This window comes from Nocardia sp. NPDC058518 (assembly GCF_042719655.1).
Lineage (GTDB): Bacteria > Actinomycetota > Actinomycetes > Mycobacteriales > Mycobacteriaceae > Nocardia.
Window position 1 is genome coordinate 36,881 of the sequence record NZ_JBHXNJ010000036.1, and the last position, 16,172, is coordinate 53,052.

15 protein-coding genes are annotated in these 16,172 nt (G+C 68.1%); 7 read left to right on the top strand and 8 right to left on the bottom strand.

The window, feature by feature from the left end; all coding sequences use genetic code 11:
- Positions 1-9 precede the first annotated feature (9 nt).
- Positions 10-1,521 (bottom strand): carboxyl transferase domain-containing protein, encoded by a 1,512-nt coding sequence (locus ACFWPX_RS35350; RefSeq protein ID WP_378933005.1) that lies wholly within the window; start codon positions 1,519-1,521, stop codon positions 10-12.
- A 106-nt stretch (positions 1,522-1,627) separates the two neighbouring features.
- Here ACFWPX_RS35350 and ACFWPX_RS35355 point away from each other — a divergent pair, with 106 nt between their 5' ends.
- Both ACFWPX_RS35355 and ACFWPX_RS35360 read left to right on the top strand, forming a co-directional pair.
- A complete protein-coding gene (locus ACFWPX_RS35355) occupies positions 1,628-1,906 on the top strand; it encodes a helix-turn-helix transcriptional regulator (protein ID WP_378915706.1) in 279 nt (92 codons plus the stop codon).
- Positions 1,903-2,436, top strand: coding sequence for a hypothetical protein (locus ACFWPX_RS35360; RefSeq protein WP_378932970.1), 534 nt, complete (start codon positions 1,903-1,905; stop codon positions 2,434-2,436). The genes ACFWPX_RS35355 and ACFWPX_RS35360 overlap by 4 nt, the downstream gene beginning before the upstream one ends.
- A 72-nt stretch (positions 2,437-2,508) precedes the next feature.
- On the opposite strand, the gene ACFWPX_RS35365 is transcribed toward ACFWPX_RS35360, so the two are convergent.
- From ACFWPX_RS35365 to ACFWPX_RS35380, 4 genes are read right to left on the bottom strand one after another with little or no spacing between them, the layout of a single operon-like run.
- Positions 2,509-3,111, bottom strand: a complete 603-nt coding sequence (locus ACFWPX_RS35365; RefSeq protein WP_174551063.1) for an ATP/GTP-binding protein — start codon at positions 3,109-3,111, stop codon at positions 2,509-2,511.
- Complete coding sequence (locus ACFWPX_RS35370) at positions 3,092-3,466, bottom strand: DUF742 domain-containing protein (RefSeq protein ID WP_056818578.1); 375 nt, start codon at positions 3,464-3,466, stop codon at positions 3,092-3,094. The genes ACFWPX_RS35365 and ACFWPX_RS35370 overlap by 20 nt, the downstream gene beginning before the upstream one ends.
- A gap of 7 nt (positions 3,467-3,473) precedes the next feature.
- Positions 3,474-3,887 (bottom strand): roadblock/LC7 domain-containing protein, encoded by a 414-nt coding sequence (locus ACFWPX_RS35375; RefSeq protein ID WP_011207200.1) that lies wholly within the window; start codon positions 3,885-3,887, stop codon positions 3,474-3,476.
- Complete coding sequence (locus tag ACFWPX_RS35380; protein ID WP_378932974.1) at positions 3,884-7,726, bottom strand: ATP-binding protein; 3,843 nt, start codon at positions 7,724-7,726, stop codon at positions 3,884-3,886. Before ACFWPX_RS35380 ends, ACFWPX_RS35375 begins: the two co-directional genes overlap by 4 nt.
- 319 nt (positions 7,727-8,045) lie before the next feature.
- Between ACFWPX_RS35380 and ACFWPX_RS35385 the strand changes: the two genes are divergently transcribed.
- The 3 genes from ACFWPX_RS35385 (at position 8,046) to ACFWPX_RS35395 (ending at position 12,171) form a co-directional block, all read left to right on the top strand.
- Complete coding sequence (locus tag ACFWPX_RS35385) at positions 8,046-10,091, top strand: AMP-binding protein (RefSeq protein ID WP_378932977.1); 2,046 nt, start codon at positions 8,046-8,048, stop codon at positions 10,089-10,091.
- A gap of 17 nt (positions 10,092-10,108) precedes the next feature.
- The gene (locus ACFWPX_RS35390; RefSeq protein WP_378932981.1) at positions 10,109-10,804 is read left to right on the top strand and encodes a response regulator transcription factor; all 696 of its coding nucleotides are present in this window, start codon (positions 10,109-10,111) and stop codon (positions 10,802-10,804) included.
- A 110-nt stretch (positions 10,805-10,914) separates the two neighbouring features.
- A complete protein-coding gene (locus ACFWPX_RS35395; RefSeq protein ID WP_378932984.1) occupies positions 10,915-12,171 on the top strand; it encodes a sensor histidine kinase in 1,257 nt (418 codons plus the stop codon).
- A gap of 55 nt (positions 12,172-12,226) precedes the next feature.
- Here the strand turns inward: ACFWPX_RS35395 and ACFWPX_RS35400 are convergent, their stop codons facing one another.
- The gene (locus ACFWPX_RS35400; protein WP_378915692.1) at positions 12,227-12,373 is read right to left on the bottom strand and encodes a hypothetical protein; all 147 of its coding nucleotides are present in this window, start codon (positions 12,371-12,373) and stop codon (positions 12,227-12,229) included.
- 97 nt (positions 12,374-12,470) lie between these two features.
- Entirely contained in the window at positions 12,471-13,133 is a 663-nt protein-coding gene (locus tag ACFWPX_RS35405) for a hypothetical protein (protein WP_378915690.1), read from the bottom strand.
- 279 nt (positions 13,134-13,412) lie between these two features.
- Between ACFWPX_RS35405 and ACFWPX_RS35410 the strand changes: the two genes are divergently transcribed.
- Together ACFWPX_RS35410 and ACFWPX_RS35415 are read left to right on the top strand one after the other, a co-directional pair.
- Complete coding sequence (locus ACFWPX_RS35410) at positions 13,413-14,570, top strand: hypothetical protein (RefSeq protein ID WP_378932987.1); 1,158 nt, start codon at positions 13,413-13,415, stop codon at positions 14,568-14,570.
- A 66-nt stretch (positions 14,571-14,636) separates the two neighbouring features.
- Complete coding sequence (locus ACFWPX_RS35415; protein ID WP_378932990.1) at positions 14,637-15,218, top strand: Uma2 family endonuclease; 582 nt, start codon at positions 14,637-14,639, stop codon at positions 15,216-15,218.
- Positions 15,219-15,269: 51 nt separating this feature from the next.
- Here the strand turns inward: ACFWPX_RS35415 and ACFWPX_RS35420 are convergent, their stop codons facing one another.
- Entirely contained in the window at positions 15,270-15,899 is a 630-nt protein-coding gene (locus ACFWPX_RS35420) for a hypothetical protein (protein WP_378932993.1), read from the bottom strand.
- Between the last annotated feature and the right edge of the window lie 273 nt (positions 15,900-16,172).

Sequence of the window (16,172 nt, forward strand, 5' to 3'; positions counted from 1 at the left end):
CCGGTGGGCTCAGTACACGGATCCGGACAATCCGATTCGCCGGTACCGGGTCTGCCGCATCGATCGCAATTCGGCGGGCTCGCAGGCGCGCAGCGCGGCCAGTTCGGCCGCGATCGCGAGGACCGTGCGACGGGCGAAGGCGACCGGTTCGTCGGCGGCGTCGGGGTACTCCTCGACGATTCGGTCCACCACACCGTCTTCGAGCAGGTCCGCTGACCTAATGCCTTGCGCCGCAGCCATTTCCGGAGCGTGCGCGGTATCGCGGAAGACGATGGCGCTCGCCCCTTCCGGCGGCAGCGGGGCGAGCCAGCCGTGTCTGGCGGCGAGCACCCGGTCGGCGGGCAACAGCGCGAGCGCGCCGCCGCCGGTGCCCTGGCCGAGCAGCACGGAGACGGTCGGGGTGTCGAGGGTGACGAGATCGGCCAGGCAGCGGGCGATTTCGGGGGCGAGCCCGCGTTCCTCGGCCTCCTTGGACAGGGCGGCACCGACGGTGTCGATGACGAGCACCAGCGGCAGCCGCAATTCACGCGCCAGGACCATCGCCCGCCGCGCCTCCCGCAGGGCGGCCGGGCCCATGGTGTGCTCGCCCTCCTGGCCGGATCGGTCGTGCCCGAACACGACGCACGGTTGACCGGCGAAGCGGGCGAGGGCGTGCACAACGGTGCGATCGGACTCACCGCGACCGGTGCCGCTCAGCGGAACCCGTTGCGTCGTATGGCGAAGCAGATCCCGAATGCCCGGCCTGCCCGGCTTGCGCGAGCTGAGCACCGAATCCCAAGCGCTCGCAGCCGGATTCGCCGGTGTCGCCGGACTGAGCACAGGCGCAGCCCAACCCGGCTCGGTCGTCACCGCGACGACGGCGCCGCTGGCGACACTCATCGCCCGGTGGGCGATCCGGCGAAAAATCTCCACCGTCACCACACCATCGATCACACCGTTGCGATAGAGGTTCTCCGCTGTCTGCACGCCCGGCGGAAAGGGCCTGCCGTACAGGGCTTCGTACACGCGCGGCCCGAGAAACCCGATCAGTGCGCCGGGCGCGGCAAAGGTGATGTGCCCCAACGACCCCCACGAAGCGAACACCCCACCCATCGTCGGATCGCGCAGGTACACCAGGTACGGATGCCCCGCCGCCTTGTGCACGGCCACCGCGCCCGCGATCTTCACCATCTGCACGAAAGCGACTGTCCCCTCCTGCATTCGCGTGCCGCCGGAGGTCGGCGAAGCGATCAACGGCAGCCCGAGTTCGGTAGCGCGCTCGACCGCGCGCACGATCCGCTCCGCCGCGGCCACGCCGATCGACCCGGCCAGAAACGCGAACTCACAGGCGATCACCGCGACACGGCGCCCCCGCAACAACCCCTCCCCTGTCAGCACCGACTCATCGGTACCCGCCCGATCGGCCGCGACGACGAGCTCGCGCCGATAACGCGGCGACATCGCGGGCTCTATCGGCGCCCGATCCCAGCTCACAAAAGAGCCCGCATCGAGCAACTGTCCGAGCAGGTCATCCGCCGACATATGCACGCTGTGAGCGTAGCGGGACCGGATTCTGGTCGATCACGGAATCGCGGCGGCGCGTTGGAACACCTTGACTTTCTGTTGTGTTTTTACAACACTCTGTTAGGTGAGCCCAGTCAGACGAGGGGAAACCCTACCGATCTTCAATCGCATCGCGGTGTTGCGCGCGGAGCATCGGATGAGCCGGGCGGCGCTTGCGGAGGCCGTCGATGTCAATGTCCAGACGATCGGCGCGCTCGAGCGTGGCGATCACTATCCGAGCCTCGATCTGGCGATGCGCATCTGCGATGTGTTCGCGCTGCCGGTCGAAGTCGTGTTCTCCCGCAAGGAATTCGGGCCGTTGTCGGCCGAGCTCTACCCACGCACGAAAGGCGAAATGCCATGACAACCACGCTCATCGACCGCTATCAGAACTATCGGATCCGGCGCTGGCTCGTGCAGGAGCAGCGCACTGCCGGGATGCTGAAGAGCTGGCGACCGCGTCGCAGGCGGCGGATTCTCGTGATCCTGGTGACGATCGCACTGCTCGGGATCGCGCTCGCGGGCGTGATGCGCGCGCTCGACCTGTTCGGGGCGCCTGTGGTCGCGCTCGTCTCGGCGGTGGTGTTCCTGCCGAGCTGGACAATGCTGCGGATCGCGTCGGGTGGACAGGACCACGCACCCGACCAGATGCTCGACGAACTGGAGATCGCCGAACGCAACAAGGCGCGCTCGGCGGGGCTCGCGCTCACTCAGTCGCTGACCATGCCGCCACTGGCGTACCTGATCTTCGGCAGCGCGTTCTCACCGCAAGCCGATGCCTATCGCATCGCCTACGCGGGCGGACTGATGATGCTGGCCACGATCCTGGCCGGTGGCTGTGCACCGGCGATGATCCTGGGCTGGACCAGGCCCGATCCCGAACCCGAGTCCTGAACGAGCACGGCCCGAACGCGGGCGGAGCTGCGGCCTTCATCGCGGCAGCCCCGTCCGTCGTGCGAAACCGGCTCAGTAACCCTGCATGACCTTGCGCAGTGCGTACTCGGTCAAGGCGACCAGGGCCTGCTTGGCCGGTTCCCGGCGACGGGCGTCGATCGACATGATCGGCACGTCGGCGGGAACCGCAAGGGCCTGGCGGATGTCCTCGAGCGGGTACTTCGGCGCGTCGTCGAACTCGTTGAGCGCCACCAGGAACGGCAGCCCGCGGGCCTCGAAGTAGTCGACAGCGGCGAAGCTGTCTTCGAGCCTGCGGGTGTCGACCAGCACCACGGCGCCGATGGCGCCGCGGATCAGGTCGTCCCACATGAACCAGAACCGGTACTGGCCCGGCGTACCGAACAAGTACAGGACCAGGTCGTCGGCGAGGCTGATGCGGCCGAAGTCCATCGCCACCGTGGTGGTCGATTTCTGCGGAATACCGGTCAGGTTGTCGATTCCGGTACTGGCGTTGGTGACCAACGCCTCGGTGCGCAGCGGAACGATCTCCGACACCGCGCCGACCATCGTGGTCTTACCCACGCCGAAGCCACCGGCGACCACGATCTTCGCCGAAGTCGGCTTGGCCGTGCGGGTGTCGACCTGCGCCGTCGAATCAAATACGCCGGAGTCCACTGAGAACCCTTTCGATCAGCTCGCGACGTTCATCGTCGCTGGAATCGTCTTTCAAAGTTGCCGAAACCCGGACGTGACCGGCCTCGATCAGATCGGCTACGAGTACCCGGGCCACCCCGATCGGGATGTACAGCTGGGCAGCTATCTCGGCAACGGACGGCGATTGCCTGCACAACTCCACGATGGACGTTTCGAGGTTGTTCAGTTCGTACTGCCGCTCCATGGCGACCGGATGCGATGCGACGAGTGCCTCCAGCGCCAACTCGACCGCCGGCCTGGTGCGGCCGGCAGTCAAGGAGTACGGGCGGACGAGGCTGGGCTCGGCGCTCCCCATGCGGTGATCGTCTATGTCCATCCCACCATCAGGAACCCATCGTGACGCGCGGCGTGGCTTGGACCGTCTGGCCAACGCGCTCGACCAGAAGTGCCATTTCGTAGCCGACCTGACCGATGTCACACGAGGTGTTGGTCAGGACTGCTAGATACGAGCCGTCGCCGACTGCCATGAGCAGCAGGTAACCGTGCTCCATCTCGACGACGGACTGGAGTACCGTACCGCCTTCGAACAGATTCGACACGCCGACGGAAAGGCTCGCCAGTCCGGCGGTCACCGCGGAGAGCTGCTCTGCGCGGTCGACCGGGAGCTGAGCGCTCGCGGCCATCAACAGTCCGTCAGCCGAGACCAGGACGGCATGGGCTACGCCAGGAACCTCGTTGGCGAAGTTCGAAACCAGCCAATCCAGCTGACGGTTCGTACCACCTAGATCGGGGTTCATCGGTCTCCTTTATCTCCGGTTAGGTTCATTGCCTTCATTGCGCGGCCATCCCGGACACCCTGCTGGTGACGACTCAGGCTGTTCCGGATCGTGGCGGGATCGCGTTGCTGCGGGGTGCGATCGGCGGTGCCGCTCACACCACCCGGCACAAGCCTTCCGCCCGGACTGCGCTGAGGCAAGCCGGCGGCGGTACGCACCTCGGACTGGGCTTCGCTCGCCGCGCGAGCAGCCTCCCAGCCGTCATCACCGGGTGATTCGAAGGACGCGGCCATCTGGTTCCGGTCGGAATTCTCGTCCGTGAGCCACGACGACATCATCTCGGCGAAGATCGGTGTTCCGCCCATCACGGAATCACCTTCCGGTGCCGGCTGCAACCTGGTCTGGAAGAACGACGCAGCCTTGACCGGATTGGACCGGAAGCTGTGCCGACCCGGATCACGCCCTGCCGACGCAGCGTTATCCGGCCCCGCAGGGTCCCGATCCCGTTGCGGCAGAGCCACTCCTGGCCCGGCGTTCGCCTGCGGTACAACACTAGCCCCGGGATCGCGCTGCGGCAGCCCATTCGGCGCAGCCGCACGTTGGGGCAGGCCGTTGGACGCGTCTCGCTGCGGTTGACCCGCGGCGGGGGCGCGCTGCGGCAGACCGTTGTCGGCCGGATTCTGCTGCGGCGCAGGGTTTGCGCGTTGCGGCAGGCCGTTGGCCGGACGGGCGGGCTGGGCCCGCTGCGGGAGTCCACCGGACGGATCACGTTGCGGCAGACCACCGGTCTGCTCACGCTGCGGCAGGCCGTTCGACGGATCACGCTGCGGGAGTCCGCCGGTCTGCTCACGCTGTGGGAGTCCGGTCGACGGATCACGCTGCGGCAGCCCGCCGGTCTGCTCACGCTGCGGGAGTCCGTTGGCCGGATCACGCTGTGGCAGGCCGCCGGCCTGCTCACGCTGCGGCGGGCCACCACTGGTCGGATCGAGCCTGGGCAACCCACCGGACTGATCCCGATGCGGCAGACGCGGCGCGGGATCGCGCTGCGGCAGGCCGCCGGAGGGGTTGCCTCGCTGCGGGAGTCCGGTCGAGGGATCACGCTGCACCGGCGCGGAATCACGCTGCGGCGCGGTGCTTCCCTGACCACGCTGCGGCAAACCGGTCGACTGCGCCGGATCACGCTGCGCGTTCGCGGCGTCACGCTGCGGCAGGCCCGTTACCGGATCACGCTGGGGCAGGCCACCGGTCTGCTCACGCTGCGGGAGTCCGGTCGACGGATCACGCTGCGGCAGACCACCGGTCTGCTCACGCTGCGGCAGCCGCTGCGACGGATCACGCTGTGGCAGGCCGACCGAAGGATCACGCTGCGGGGCACCGTTGGCGCCCGGCGAACGCTGCGGCAGACCACCGGGGGTGCTCCCCCGCTGGGTCTGTGCCGAATCGCGCTGGGGCGGTGTCGAGTCACGCGGCGGCTGAGCGGGCGGCTGAGCGGAATCCCGCGACGGCGCACCGTTGGCACCCGGCTGACGCTGCGGCAACCCACCACCGGCCTGCGGCGGTCCACCGGGCTTCTGCTCACCCGGACCCTGCTGACCCGGCCCGGCGGGCGGACGCTGCGGTCCACCCGGTGCCAGATTGCGCTTGGGCAGGTTGGCCGCGGCGAGCTTGCCACGCTGGGGCACATTCGTCTGTCCGGGCGCCGGCGGACGCAGCGACGGCGACGACTGCTCCGCCGCGTCCTGGGCCGCGCCGGAAGCCATCGAGTTACCCGGCTGACGCTGCGGCAACCCGCCACCGGCACCCGCCGGGGTCGGCCCGCTGACGCCGGGATCCACGGTGACCATCACGTTGCCACCCGGGGTGCGGGTGATCGCGCGGGTCTGCATGGTGCTCGGCGGCTGCTGCGGGTTCTGCTGCTGCGGCGGTGTCTGCGGGCTCGGCTGCTGCTTCTGCAACTGCTGCGGCGGGATCACGGTGCCGCCGGCACCCGAGACGATCAGGCCGACCGGCACGTGCACGGTGACGGTGACGCCGGGATCGCGGGCGGTGTCGAAGGTCGGGCGCAGCCGCACGGTGAGACCGTGACGCTCGGCTAGTCGGCCGACCACGAACAGACCCATGTGGCGGGCGGTGTCGGGGCCTGGCTCGGCGGTCTGCTCGAGCCGGTGGTTGATCTCCGACATCTCCGCGGGCGGCATACCGATACCGCGGTCGGCGACCTCGATCAGCAGACCCTGGTCGTGCGCCTGGGCGAAGGTGAACTTGACGTCGGTCTCCGGCGGGGAGGCCCGCAGCGCGTTGTCGAGCAGCTCGGCGAACAGGTGCGCCATGTCGGAGGCGGCCGGTTCGACCAGCGAGCCGCGCGGCGTGGCGCCGAGCTTGACCCGTTCGTAGTCCTCGACCTCGGAGATCGCGGCACGGAGCACGTCGGCGATCTCGACCGGGGCGGACTTGGTGCGGCGCTGCTTGGTACCCGCGAGGATCAGCAGGTTGTCACCGTTACGGCGCATGCGCGCGGCGAGGTGGTCGAGCCGGAAGAGGTTCTCGAGCAGGCGCGGGTCCTTCTCGTCGTACTCCATCGCCTCGATGAGGGTGAGCTGATGGTCGACGAGCGACTTGGACCGGCGGGCCAGCGTCTCGAACATGTCGTTGACCTGCGAACGCATCTGCGCCTGGTCACTGGCCAGGCGCAGCGCCTGACCGTGGATATCGTCGACGGCGCGGGCGAGCTGGCCGATCTCCTCGTCGGAGCGCACCGGCATCGGCTCCAGCGGCACGTCCTCGGGCGCGGCACCGTTGCGGAGCTGGGCGACCTCGTGCGGCAGATCGGACTCGGCGACGCGCAGCGCGGCCAGGCGAAGGCGGTGCAGCGGCACGATCATCGAGCGGGCGACGAACACGGCCAGCAAGAGCGCGGCCAGGATCGTCGCGATGACGACGGCGGTATAGGTCCAGGCACCGGTGGCAGCCGCGTCGGTGAGCTCGTCCATCGAGACTTCGATGGCCTTGGTGGCCTCGTTCACGACGCCTTCGTAGGCCTGCAAACTCGAGTAGAGCGAGGTGCGCAGGTCGCCGACGGGCAGCTTGCCCGCGGCCACCTCGGGACCGCCGATCAGGTTCGCCCGGATATCGGCCTGCGCCTTGAGGTCGGCGATCACCCGATCGCCGTCGGGGAAGCGGTTGGACAGCACGTCGAGCAGATGACGCTCGGTCGCGACACCGGTGAGGAAGATCTGCGCGCCTGTTTCCTGCCCACGCAGCATCCCGGCCAGACCGGCGAGCTCGTCGACGAGCACCGAACGCGTGTTGAGCGAGTCGACCAGACGCAGCTTGGCCGTGTCCATCACCGGATCGCTCACCTGAGCGATGGTGGATTCCACGATGCTGACGCTGTCCTTGGTCATCTGCTCGACCGAGGAGAGCACCGGCTCGGAAGACGACGACAGCGCCTTGCCCTGCGCACGCACGTTCTTGGCTTGTTTGATCATCCGCTCGAGCGCGACGTGCGCGGTCGGCAGATCGGTCAGCCGACCGAGCGATGTCTCGGCAGCGGCGACAGCGGCGTCGAGATCGGTGAGGTCCTTGTCGGTGACGAGGGTGACCCCCGGACCGGCGGGCACCAGCTGGCTGCCGGCCACCTTCGCGGAGCTGGCGCTCAGCGCGGTGACCGTCGGAATCGTGTCTACCTGCTCGTTGATACTGGAGAGCCGGTTGGCCTCCGAGAACTCGGAGGTAATTCTCGACACGCCGAGCCCGACCGCGACCGCGAGTGGCACGGCAAGTACGGCCGTAACCTTCCAACGCAGGTCCCAGTTGCCGAGCGCCCAGCGTTTGCTGCCGGACCTAGCGGCGTCACGCATCTCCCACTCACTTTCCAAACTGGCCTCGTACCGTACGCCTGAGGCGAACCTCCACAGGCGCGATGGTGGCTCGCCAGTGGCTGCTGGCCGAGAACTACGGCTGGCCGAGAAATTGCGTCTACGACTGCCCGAATAAGTGACATCGGATTCTAACGGATCAATAACTTCTTGGCTGACTCCCGGTCGAGGTCCGCTCCATGACCAGCCTGTTGTAGGCAAAACCAAAGGTCGCGGCACCCCATCGGGTGTCGCGTGAAGTCTGCCACAATCATCTGGATCTATCGAGCGGGCATCGAAGCGAGGCTAGGGAGTCACGGGGTTGGACACCGAACACGAGTACCGGCCGGTCTATCAGACCAGCCTGGTCGACCCAGCCGACTTCTGGTCCGCCGCAGCTCAGAGCATCGAGTGGGATGTCGAACCGCAGCAGATCGTGGATGCCGCCGACAAGCGGTCGGCCAGGTGGTTCCCCGACGCCCGCCTCAATACCTGTGTGAATGCTCTCGATCGTCACGTTCGGGCGGGCACTGTCGACCAGGGTGGACACGCCGATCGACCGGCCCTCATATATGTCTCCGCTATGACGGACACCACCACGATTTACACCTACGCCGAATTGCTCGGCAAAGTGGCCGAGTTCGCCGGTGCCATGCGTGATCTCGGTGTGGTGGCCGGTGATCGAGTGGTGATCTATCTGCCGATGATCCCCGAAGCGGTGATCGCGATGCTGGCGTGTGCCCGCATCGGCGCGGTGCACTCGGTGGTGTTCGGCGGGTTCGCCGCACCCGAGCTGGCCGCCCGCATCGACGATGCCGAGCCGGTCCTGATCGTCACCGCCTCGGGCGGGCTCGAACCCAACCGCCGCATCGAGTACCCGCCGATCGTGATGGCCGCGCTCGATCTCGCCGAGACCGCGTCGGTGCGCACGGTGATCGTCAAGCAGCGCCCCGAGTTCACGACGATCGAGTTCCCCGCGGCCCTGCCCGCCACCGACGTGCTGCCGTCCTCGGAGCAGACCGTCGCCGCCCGCTGGGTCGATTGGGATGCCTGCGTCGACGGCGTGGCGCCCGCCGATCCGGTCTCGGTGGCCGCCACCGATCCGCTCTACATCCTCTACACCTCCGGCACCACCGGAAAGCCGAAGGGCGTGGTGCGCGACAACGGCGGGCACGCGGTGGCGCTGGCTTGGTCGATGCGCAATATCTACGACGTCGGCCCTGGTCAGGTGTTCTGGGCCGCCTCCGACGTGGGCTGGGTCGTCGGCCACTCCTACATCGTCTACGCGCCCTTGCTGGTCGGCGCGACGACGGTGCTCTACGAGGGCAAACCGGTCGGCACGCCCGACGCGGGCGCGTTCTGGCGGATCGTCGACGAGCACGACGTGCGGGTGCTGTTCACCGCCCCGACCGCGTTGCGCGCGATCCGCCGCGCCGACCCCGACGCCACCGCGGCCCACCGCTCCGACCTGTCCCGGCTGCGCGCGCTGTTCTGCGCGGGCGAGCGCCTCGATCCGGCCACCTTCGAGTGGGCGACGAACACCCTGCTCGCCGATCACCCCGACACCCCCGTGGTCGATCACTGGTGGCAGACCGAGACCGGCTGGCCGATCTGCGCCGACCCGCTCGGCCTGCAGCGACTGCCCGTCAAGTCCGGTTCGGCGAGTGTGCCGGTGCCCGGCTACCGGCTGCGCGTTCTCGACGCGAACGGCAACGCGGTGCCCACCGGAACCGAGGGCAACATCGTCATCGGGCTGCCGCTGCCCCCCGGCTGCCTGACCGGATTGTGGCGCGACCGGGAACGTTTCATCCGCTCGTACCTATCGGCCTTCCCCGGCCACTACCTCACCGGCGACTCCGGCTACTTCGACGAGGACGGCTACCTCTTCGTCCTCGGCCGCAGCGACGACGTGATCAACATCGCCGGGCACCGCCTGTCGGCGGGCAGCATCGAGGCCGCGATCGCCGGGCACGAGGCCGTCGCCGAATGCGCGGTGATCGGCATGCCCGACGAGCTCAAGGGCAGCCTCCCGCTGGCGTACGTGGTGCTCAAACAGGGCGTCGACATCGACCAGCAGCAGCTGCGCACCGAACTCGACGACCGGGTGCGCGCCCAGATCGGCGCGATCGCCACCCTGCACGACTCGATCATCGTCACCGGTCTGCCCAAGACCCGCTCCGGCAAGATCCTGCGCAAGACGATCCGCCAGCTCACCGCCGGTGAACACGTCGAACCGCCAGCCACCATCGAGGATCCCAACGTCCTGACGGCCCTCGCCGACCGCATCCTGGCCAACCCGCCGCTCGGCAGCATCACCACGGCCACCACCCCTGAACAGGACAACGACCCGGTCTCCCCGGCCCCGTGAGCACCTAAGATCACCAGGTGACTTCCTCTACGGTGCTTGTCGTCGACGACGACGAGGACGTTCTCGCCTCGGTCGAACGTGGCCTGCGACTGTCCGGGTTCCGGGTACTCGTCGCGCGCGACGGCGGTGCCGCGCTGCGGGCCGTCGCCGAGCAGGCACCCGACGCGGTGGTCCTCGACATGAACATGCCGGTTCTCGACGGTGCGGGCGTTGTCACAGCCTTGCGGGCGATGGGCAACGACGTGCCCATCTGCGTGCTCAGTGCCCGTGCCTCGGTGGACGACCGGATCGCGGGCCTCGAGTCGGGCGCCGACGACTATCTGGTGAAGCCGTTCGAGCTGGCCGAACTGGTGGCCAGGATCAAGGCCCTGCTGCGCCGTCGCACCGATACGCCGGAGCCGGTGACGCCCGGCGCGCTGACCGTCGGTCCGCTGCTGGTGGATGTCGCGGGTTATCGCGCACTACTGCACGGACGCGAAATCGAGCTCACCAAAAGGGAATTCGAATTGCTGTCCACACTTGCCCGGAATGCCGGTGTGGTGTTGACGCGCGAACGGCTGCTGGAATTGGTGTGGGGTTACGATTTCATAGCCGATACGAATGTGGTGGATGTGTTCGTCGGATACCTGCGCCGGAAACTCGAAATAGATGACACGCCAAGGATTTTGCACACGATTCGCGGGGTGGGTTTCGTACTCCGGGAATCGAAATGATCTCCGCACCCCCGCTGAAACATCGTCGCAGACAATCGTTTTCGCTCCGGACAAGAGTCGCCGGAGCGGCGGCGGCGGGTGCCGTCATCATCGTCACGATCGCCGCATTCGTGGGATTTCAGGCAATCGAACGCAATAATGTCACCCAAACCGATCAGCAACTGGAAATCGCCTCGCGCATCGTGCTGATCGAGCCGGTACTGGCCACCGGTTTCGTGAACCTGACCGGCTTGCAGAACACCATGGCGCTCACGGTGCGCGACGACGGCCAGGTGACCGCGTCGAGCTCGACCCAGCTGCCGGACCTGCCCCCCGGCTCGCAGACCGTCGAGCTGAACGACCAGCCCTACCGGGTGCTCACCACCACCGAGAACCAGCCAGCGGGCCGCACCGTCTCCCTGGCGATTCCGACCACCGAGGCGAGCAAGGCGACCGACGACCAGCAGCGCTGGGTACTCGCGGGCGCGGCGATCGCGGTGGCGGCCGCGGCGGCGCTCGGCTGGTTGCTCGCCGGGCGTGCGGTCGGCCCGATCGTGAAGCTGACCAGACAGGTATCGGCCCGCAGCGCCGTCGGCGCGCCGGACGAGCCGGCGCACCCGGTCGACGGTTCCGGTGTCGACGAGGCGGTGAAGCTGGCCGACGCGGTGAACACCATGCTGGCCCGCGTCGACCAGGCACAGGCCGAGACCGCCGCCGCACTGGAGACCGCCCGCGATTTCGCCGCCGTCTCCGCCCACGAACTGCGCACCCCGCTCACCGCGATCCGCACCGACCTCGAGGTCCTGCGCACCCTCGACCTCACCGACGAACAGCGCCACGAGATCCTCGCCGACCTCGCCCGCAACGAGACCAGGGTGGAAACCACCCTGTCCGCGCTGGAACGGCTCGCCCGCGGCGATCTCACCGCCGAAACCGACCACGTCCCCACCGATGTCGCCGATCTGTGCGATCAGGCCGCCCACGACGCCATGCGCCACAACCCCGGGCTGTCGGTGCGCATCGACACCGACGCCGAACTGGTGACCCGCGGCCTGCCCGCGGGCCTGCGCCTGGCGGTCGACAACGCACTCACCAATTCGGTGAAGCACGGCGGCGCCACCGCGGCCGTCGTCTCGGCGCACCGCACGCCGCACGGCCGGATCGTCATCGCCGTCGACGACAACGGCACCGGCGTCGTGCCCGGCGAACGCGAGGCGGTCTTCGCGCGGTTCGCCCGTGGCACCAACGCCACCAAGGGCGGTTCGGGCCTGGGCCTCGCGCTGGTGGCCCAGCAGGCCCAGCTGCACGGTGGGCTGGCGTACTTCGAGGACAGCCCGCTCGGCGGCGCCCGCCTCGTCATCGACCTGCCCGCCCGACCGGCCAGGTAGCCAACGCGAAAGCCCCGCACTCACGGTGATCGTGGGTGCGGGGCTGAGCTCGCTACTACTTGTCGCTCTTGAAGGCGTCCTTCACTCTGCCCGCCGCGCGCTCGGCTGCGTCCTTCACGTTGGCCGCTGCCTTCTTCGCTTCCGCCTCGATCTTTTCGGCCTCGGCTTTGGCCTTGGCTTTGACATCGTCGGTGTCGGACATCGAACCTCCACTCTCGTGAGTTCCGCGCCTGACCGGCACGGGGTGAAGACACTCGCGAGAATACCGCACAGTTAACGGCTGGCGACTGAAGCGATAATCAGGGGAGAACCTGCGGGATCGACTCCGGGATGACCAGGCCGATGACCGCGCCGAGCACCGCGCCGGTGAGCGCGTAGGTCAGACCCGAGCCGAGTGCGCAGACGAAGTAGCCGATGATGAACGCGGCCAGTGCGGGGATGCACAGGATCGCCGCGGTCAGGAAGCCGATGGTGGCACCGGCGGCCGCACCGTTCGCGACGGGGTCGTGGTTGCCGGCCTCGGGGTTGGTGGCGATGCTCTTCAGCTCGGCGGTGGTGGCGGCGGACAGCTGCGGGGCGATCTGCAGCGTGCGACCGTCCTCGGAGATCACCGAGGCCAGCGCGATGTTGTTGCCGCCGACGGTGGCCATCGTCAGCGGAAACTCGCTGACCTTGGCGCCGGTGGCGGAGACCACGTCGACCTTGGTGGAGTCCGGCGACAGCACGAAGGTGCCGTTGTCGACGGTCGCGGAGATGGTGCGCAGGTCCGGCGAGACGGCGGTCTTGTAGCCGACGCCCTCGGAGACGCCCTCGCTTGCGATCCCCGCGGCGATCTCGGCCTGGCGCGCGACGGTGACGTCAGCGACCGCGGTGCCCGTGGTGACGAGCGAGGCGGCGACGGCCAGCGGCAGTGCGGCGAAGACCGCGCGACGGCCCACGCGAGTGATGGTGTGGTTGAACATGTTCGATGTCTCCCTCCCGATGCTTCCGAAGAATCCCCGAACCCCCCGGACGAATCGAAAAAATCTCGATGTCGATTGACTCGAGAGTTGTACCGAACCACCACCGGGTTACGTAACCTGTTGTGACACAAGGCATAGTTTGAACAGGCAGCTATCGATCGGCGACCTCCGACGCGGCCGAGTCAGCATACCGGCAGTTACCCGCGACCTGCCCATCCTCAACGAACTCTCAGACATCTCCCACCTTCGGCACCGATGTCCGGGGATACCGTCGCCGGTGTGATCGACAAACGCGCTCGCCTGCTCTGCCTTGCCACTGCCCTCGCGCTGGCGGGCGGTGCCGTCGCCTGCACGGGCGGGGATGCGGCACCGACCGGAATCGCCCTCGTGAACGCCGATTCCGGCCCCACCGGCGAGCGCGTCGCCAAGGCGGTGCAGGACGCGGGCGGCTACGACTGGACCGTCGCCAAGCCAGGGGAGATCGACGAAAGCGACTACGCCGCCGTGATCACCCTGCCCGCCGACCTCACCGCGTCGATGGCCACCCTCGCCACCCCGGAACCCAAGCGCGCCAAGGTCACCGTCACCACCCACGACGACGCCGACCCGAACACGGTGAACGGCGCGGTCGACGCGGTGACCCATCGGATCGGCGCGTCCGGCGTCGACGCCGCCCTTGCCGCGGTCTCGCAGGCACGAAACCAGATGACCTCCGTGCAGTTCACCGCCCAGCTGCTCAGCGCGGGCGTGAACGCCGCCGCCGACGGCGCGAACCAGTTCAGCGGTGGTGCCGACCAGCTACTCGGCTTCCTCGACTACGCGAAAGAGGGTGCGGGCCAGCTCACTTCGGCCATCGAGCTGCTGAACCAAACCGTCGACGGCGCCGCGAAGCAGGCCGACCAGCTCGCCGATGCCCTCGGCGCTACCGGGGTCACCATCGCCGGCGTCCAAACCAGCGCGGCCGCCATGGGCTCGGGCCTCGACCAGATCCTGCCGCTGCTGCGGGCCCTCCCCTTCGCAGGCGACCCGCAACTCGCCGATATCATCACCAAACTCGAAGCGCTACGGGGCGTTTCGAACCAGGCAGGCACCCAGCTCGCCGGACTCAGCGAATTGACCGGCGCCGCAGTCGATCCCAACACCGACCTCGGCACCCTCCTGCGCACCGTCGTAGCCCGCCTCAACAGCGCCCGCGACCAGCTCACCCAGGGCGCCGAACTCGCCAAGGGCCTACCCACCCTCGCCGAACAGGGCGGCGCCCAACTGGTTTCCGCCATCGAACAGCTCACCGGCGGCGTCGGCGCCCTGCAGAACATCGTCGGCAATCTCAACAACCAGACCACCAAGGCCCTCGACGCCCTCCCCCCACGCGGCCAGTCCCAACAATCCGCCCTCGCCCTGGCCCTGACCGACCCCGTCGAGGTCGTCCGCGAGTGAGAGTCCCGCCACCGAGGTCGTCCACGAACAGTGTCGAGGTGCCGACATGGTCGGTAAGCTCGGCCCATGACGATCCAGGCCGTGGACTCGCTACCGCATCAGATGACGGAAGAGCAGTACCGTCAGCTCCCCGAGAACATCTCCCGGGAGATCGAGGTGGTGCACGGGCACGTCATCCTCTGCGAATCGCCGGCGCCTGAGCACAACCGCATCGCCCGCCGACTTGCCGGTGCGATGGAGGACCTGCCGAGCACCGAACCGTGCATCCGCGCCGAGACCGACATCGATGTGGTGCTCTGGCGGGTTCCGAAGTTCACCTTTCGGCGGCCCGATGTCACCGTGTACCGATGCCTGGACCAGCCGGGTGACAAGCCGGAGGAGGGCGACGCGCTGATCGTGGTCGAGGTGTCCTCGCCGTCGACCGCCGCCGAGGACTTGCTCGACAAGAAGGCGCAATACGCGCGAGTCGGCATCCCGCTCTACCTCGTCATCATGCTCGACACGAAGTTCTGGATCGCCGAGGTGCTCGAGTTCCGGCTCGACGCGCACGCACGCGAGTATCGGCTGCACCAGATCCACCGAGACGGGCTGCTCCGACTGGAGCATGTGGTCGTCGGCGATATCGCGTTCGCGGACCTCACCCGCTGAAACGAAACGGCCCGGTCGGTGGATCCGACCGGGCCGTAGCGGTTTTCATGATCAGGGCAGTACCTGCGGGATGATATCGGGGGCCGCGGCGCCGACGACCGCGCCGATGAGGGCGCCGACCAAGGCGTTGGGGAGGCCGACCAGGCCCAGGCACGGCAGGTAGACGATCAGGAACGCCATGATCGCGGGGATGCAGACGATGGCGGCGACGATCAGGCCGACTCCCGCTCCCGCTGCCGCGCCGTTCTGGACCGGATCGGGGAACTGTGCGGTGGGTGTTGTCGCGATGTTCTTCAGTTCGGTGCTCGCCGCGGCGGTGGGCTGCGGTGTCACCGTCAGACTGCGGCCGTCGGCGGCGATCTCGGACGCCAGGGTGACGGCATTGCCGCCGGCCGTGGTGAACGACGTGGGGATCTCCCCGATCGGGGTGCCGGTCGCCGACTCGACGATCACCCGGTCCCGATCGGGCGCCAGCACGAACCGGCCCTCGTCCACCGACGCGGAAACCGTGCGCAGGTCCGGCGCGACCACGGTGCGATAGCCCTCGCCCGTGCTCGCCAAACCGGCCGCGTACTGCGCCTGCTGATCGACCTCCGCCGACGAAACGCCGGCCAGGCTCACCGCCACCGCGACGGGCAGCGCTACCGCCAGCGCACGGCGAACAACCTTGTGTTGGAACATGATCGAGAATCTCCCTCCCGAAACTCCCGAAGAACCCGGCCCCGGGCGAATCGAACAAGTCACTGTCATGGACAACGCATTGGAAACGAATCACGCGGGAGCCATCGGGCTCCGTCATACGCGGGGCACATTACCCGGCGGGCCGAGGCCACCGCGCCCTTACCCCTGAAACAGCAACGGCCCGGGTGTGGAAGGTGTGACACCGGCCGCGTAGCCTGGGGGAAGTACGGTGTATTTTAAACAAAAAACGGCGGCGACCGAAATCTAGGGGTG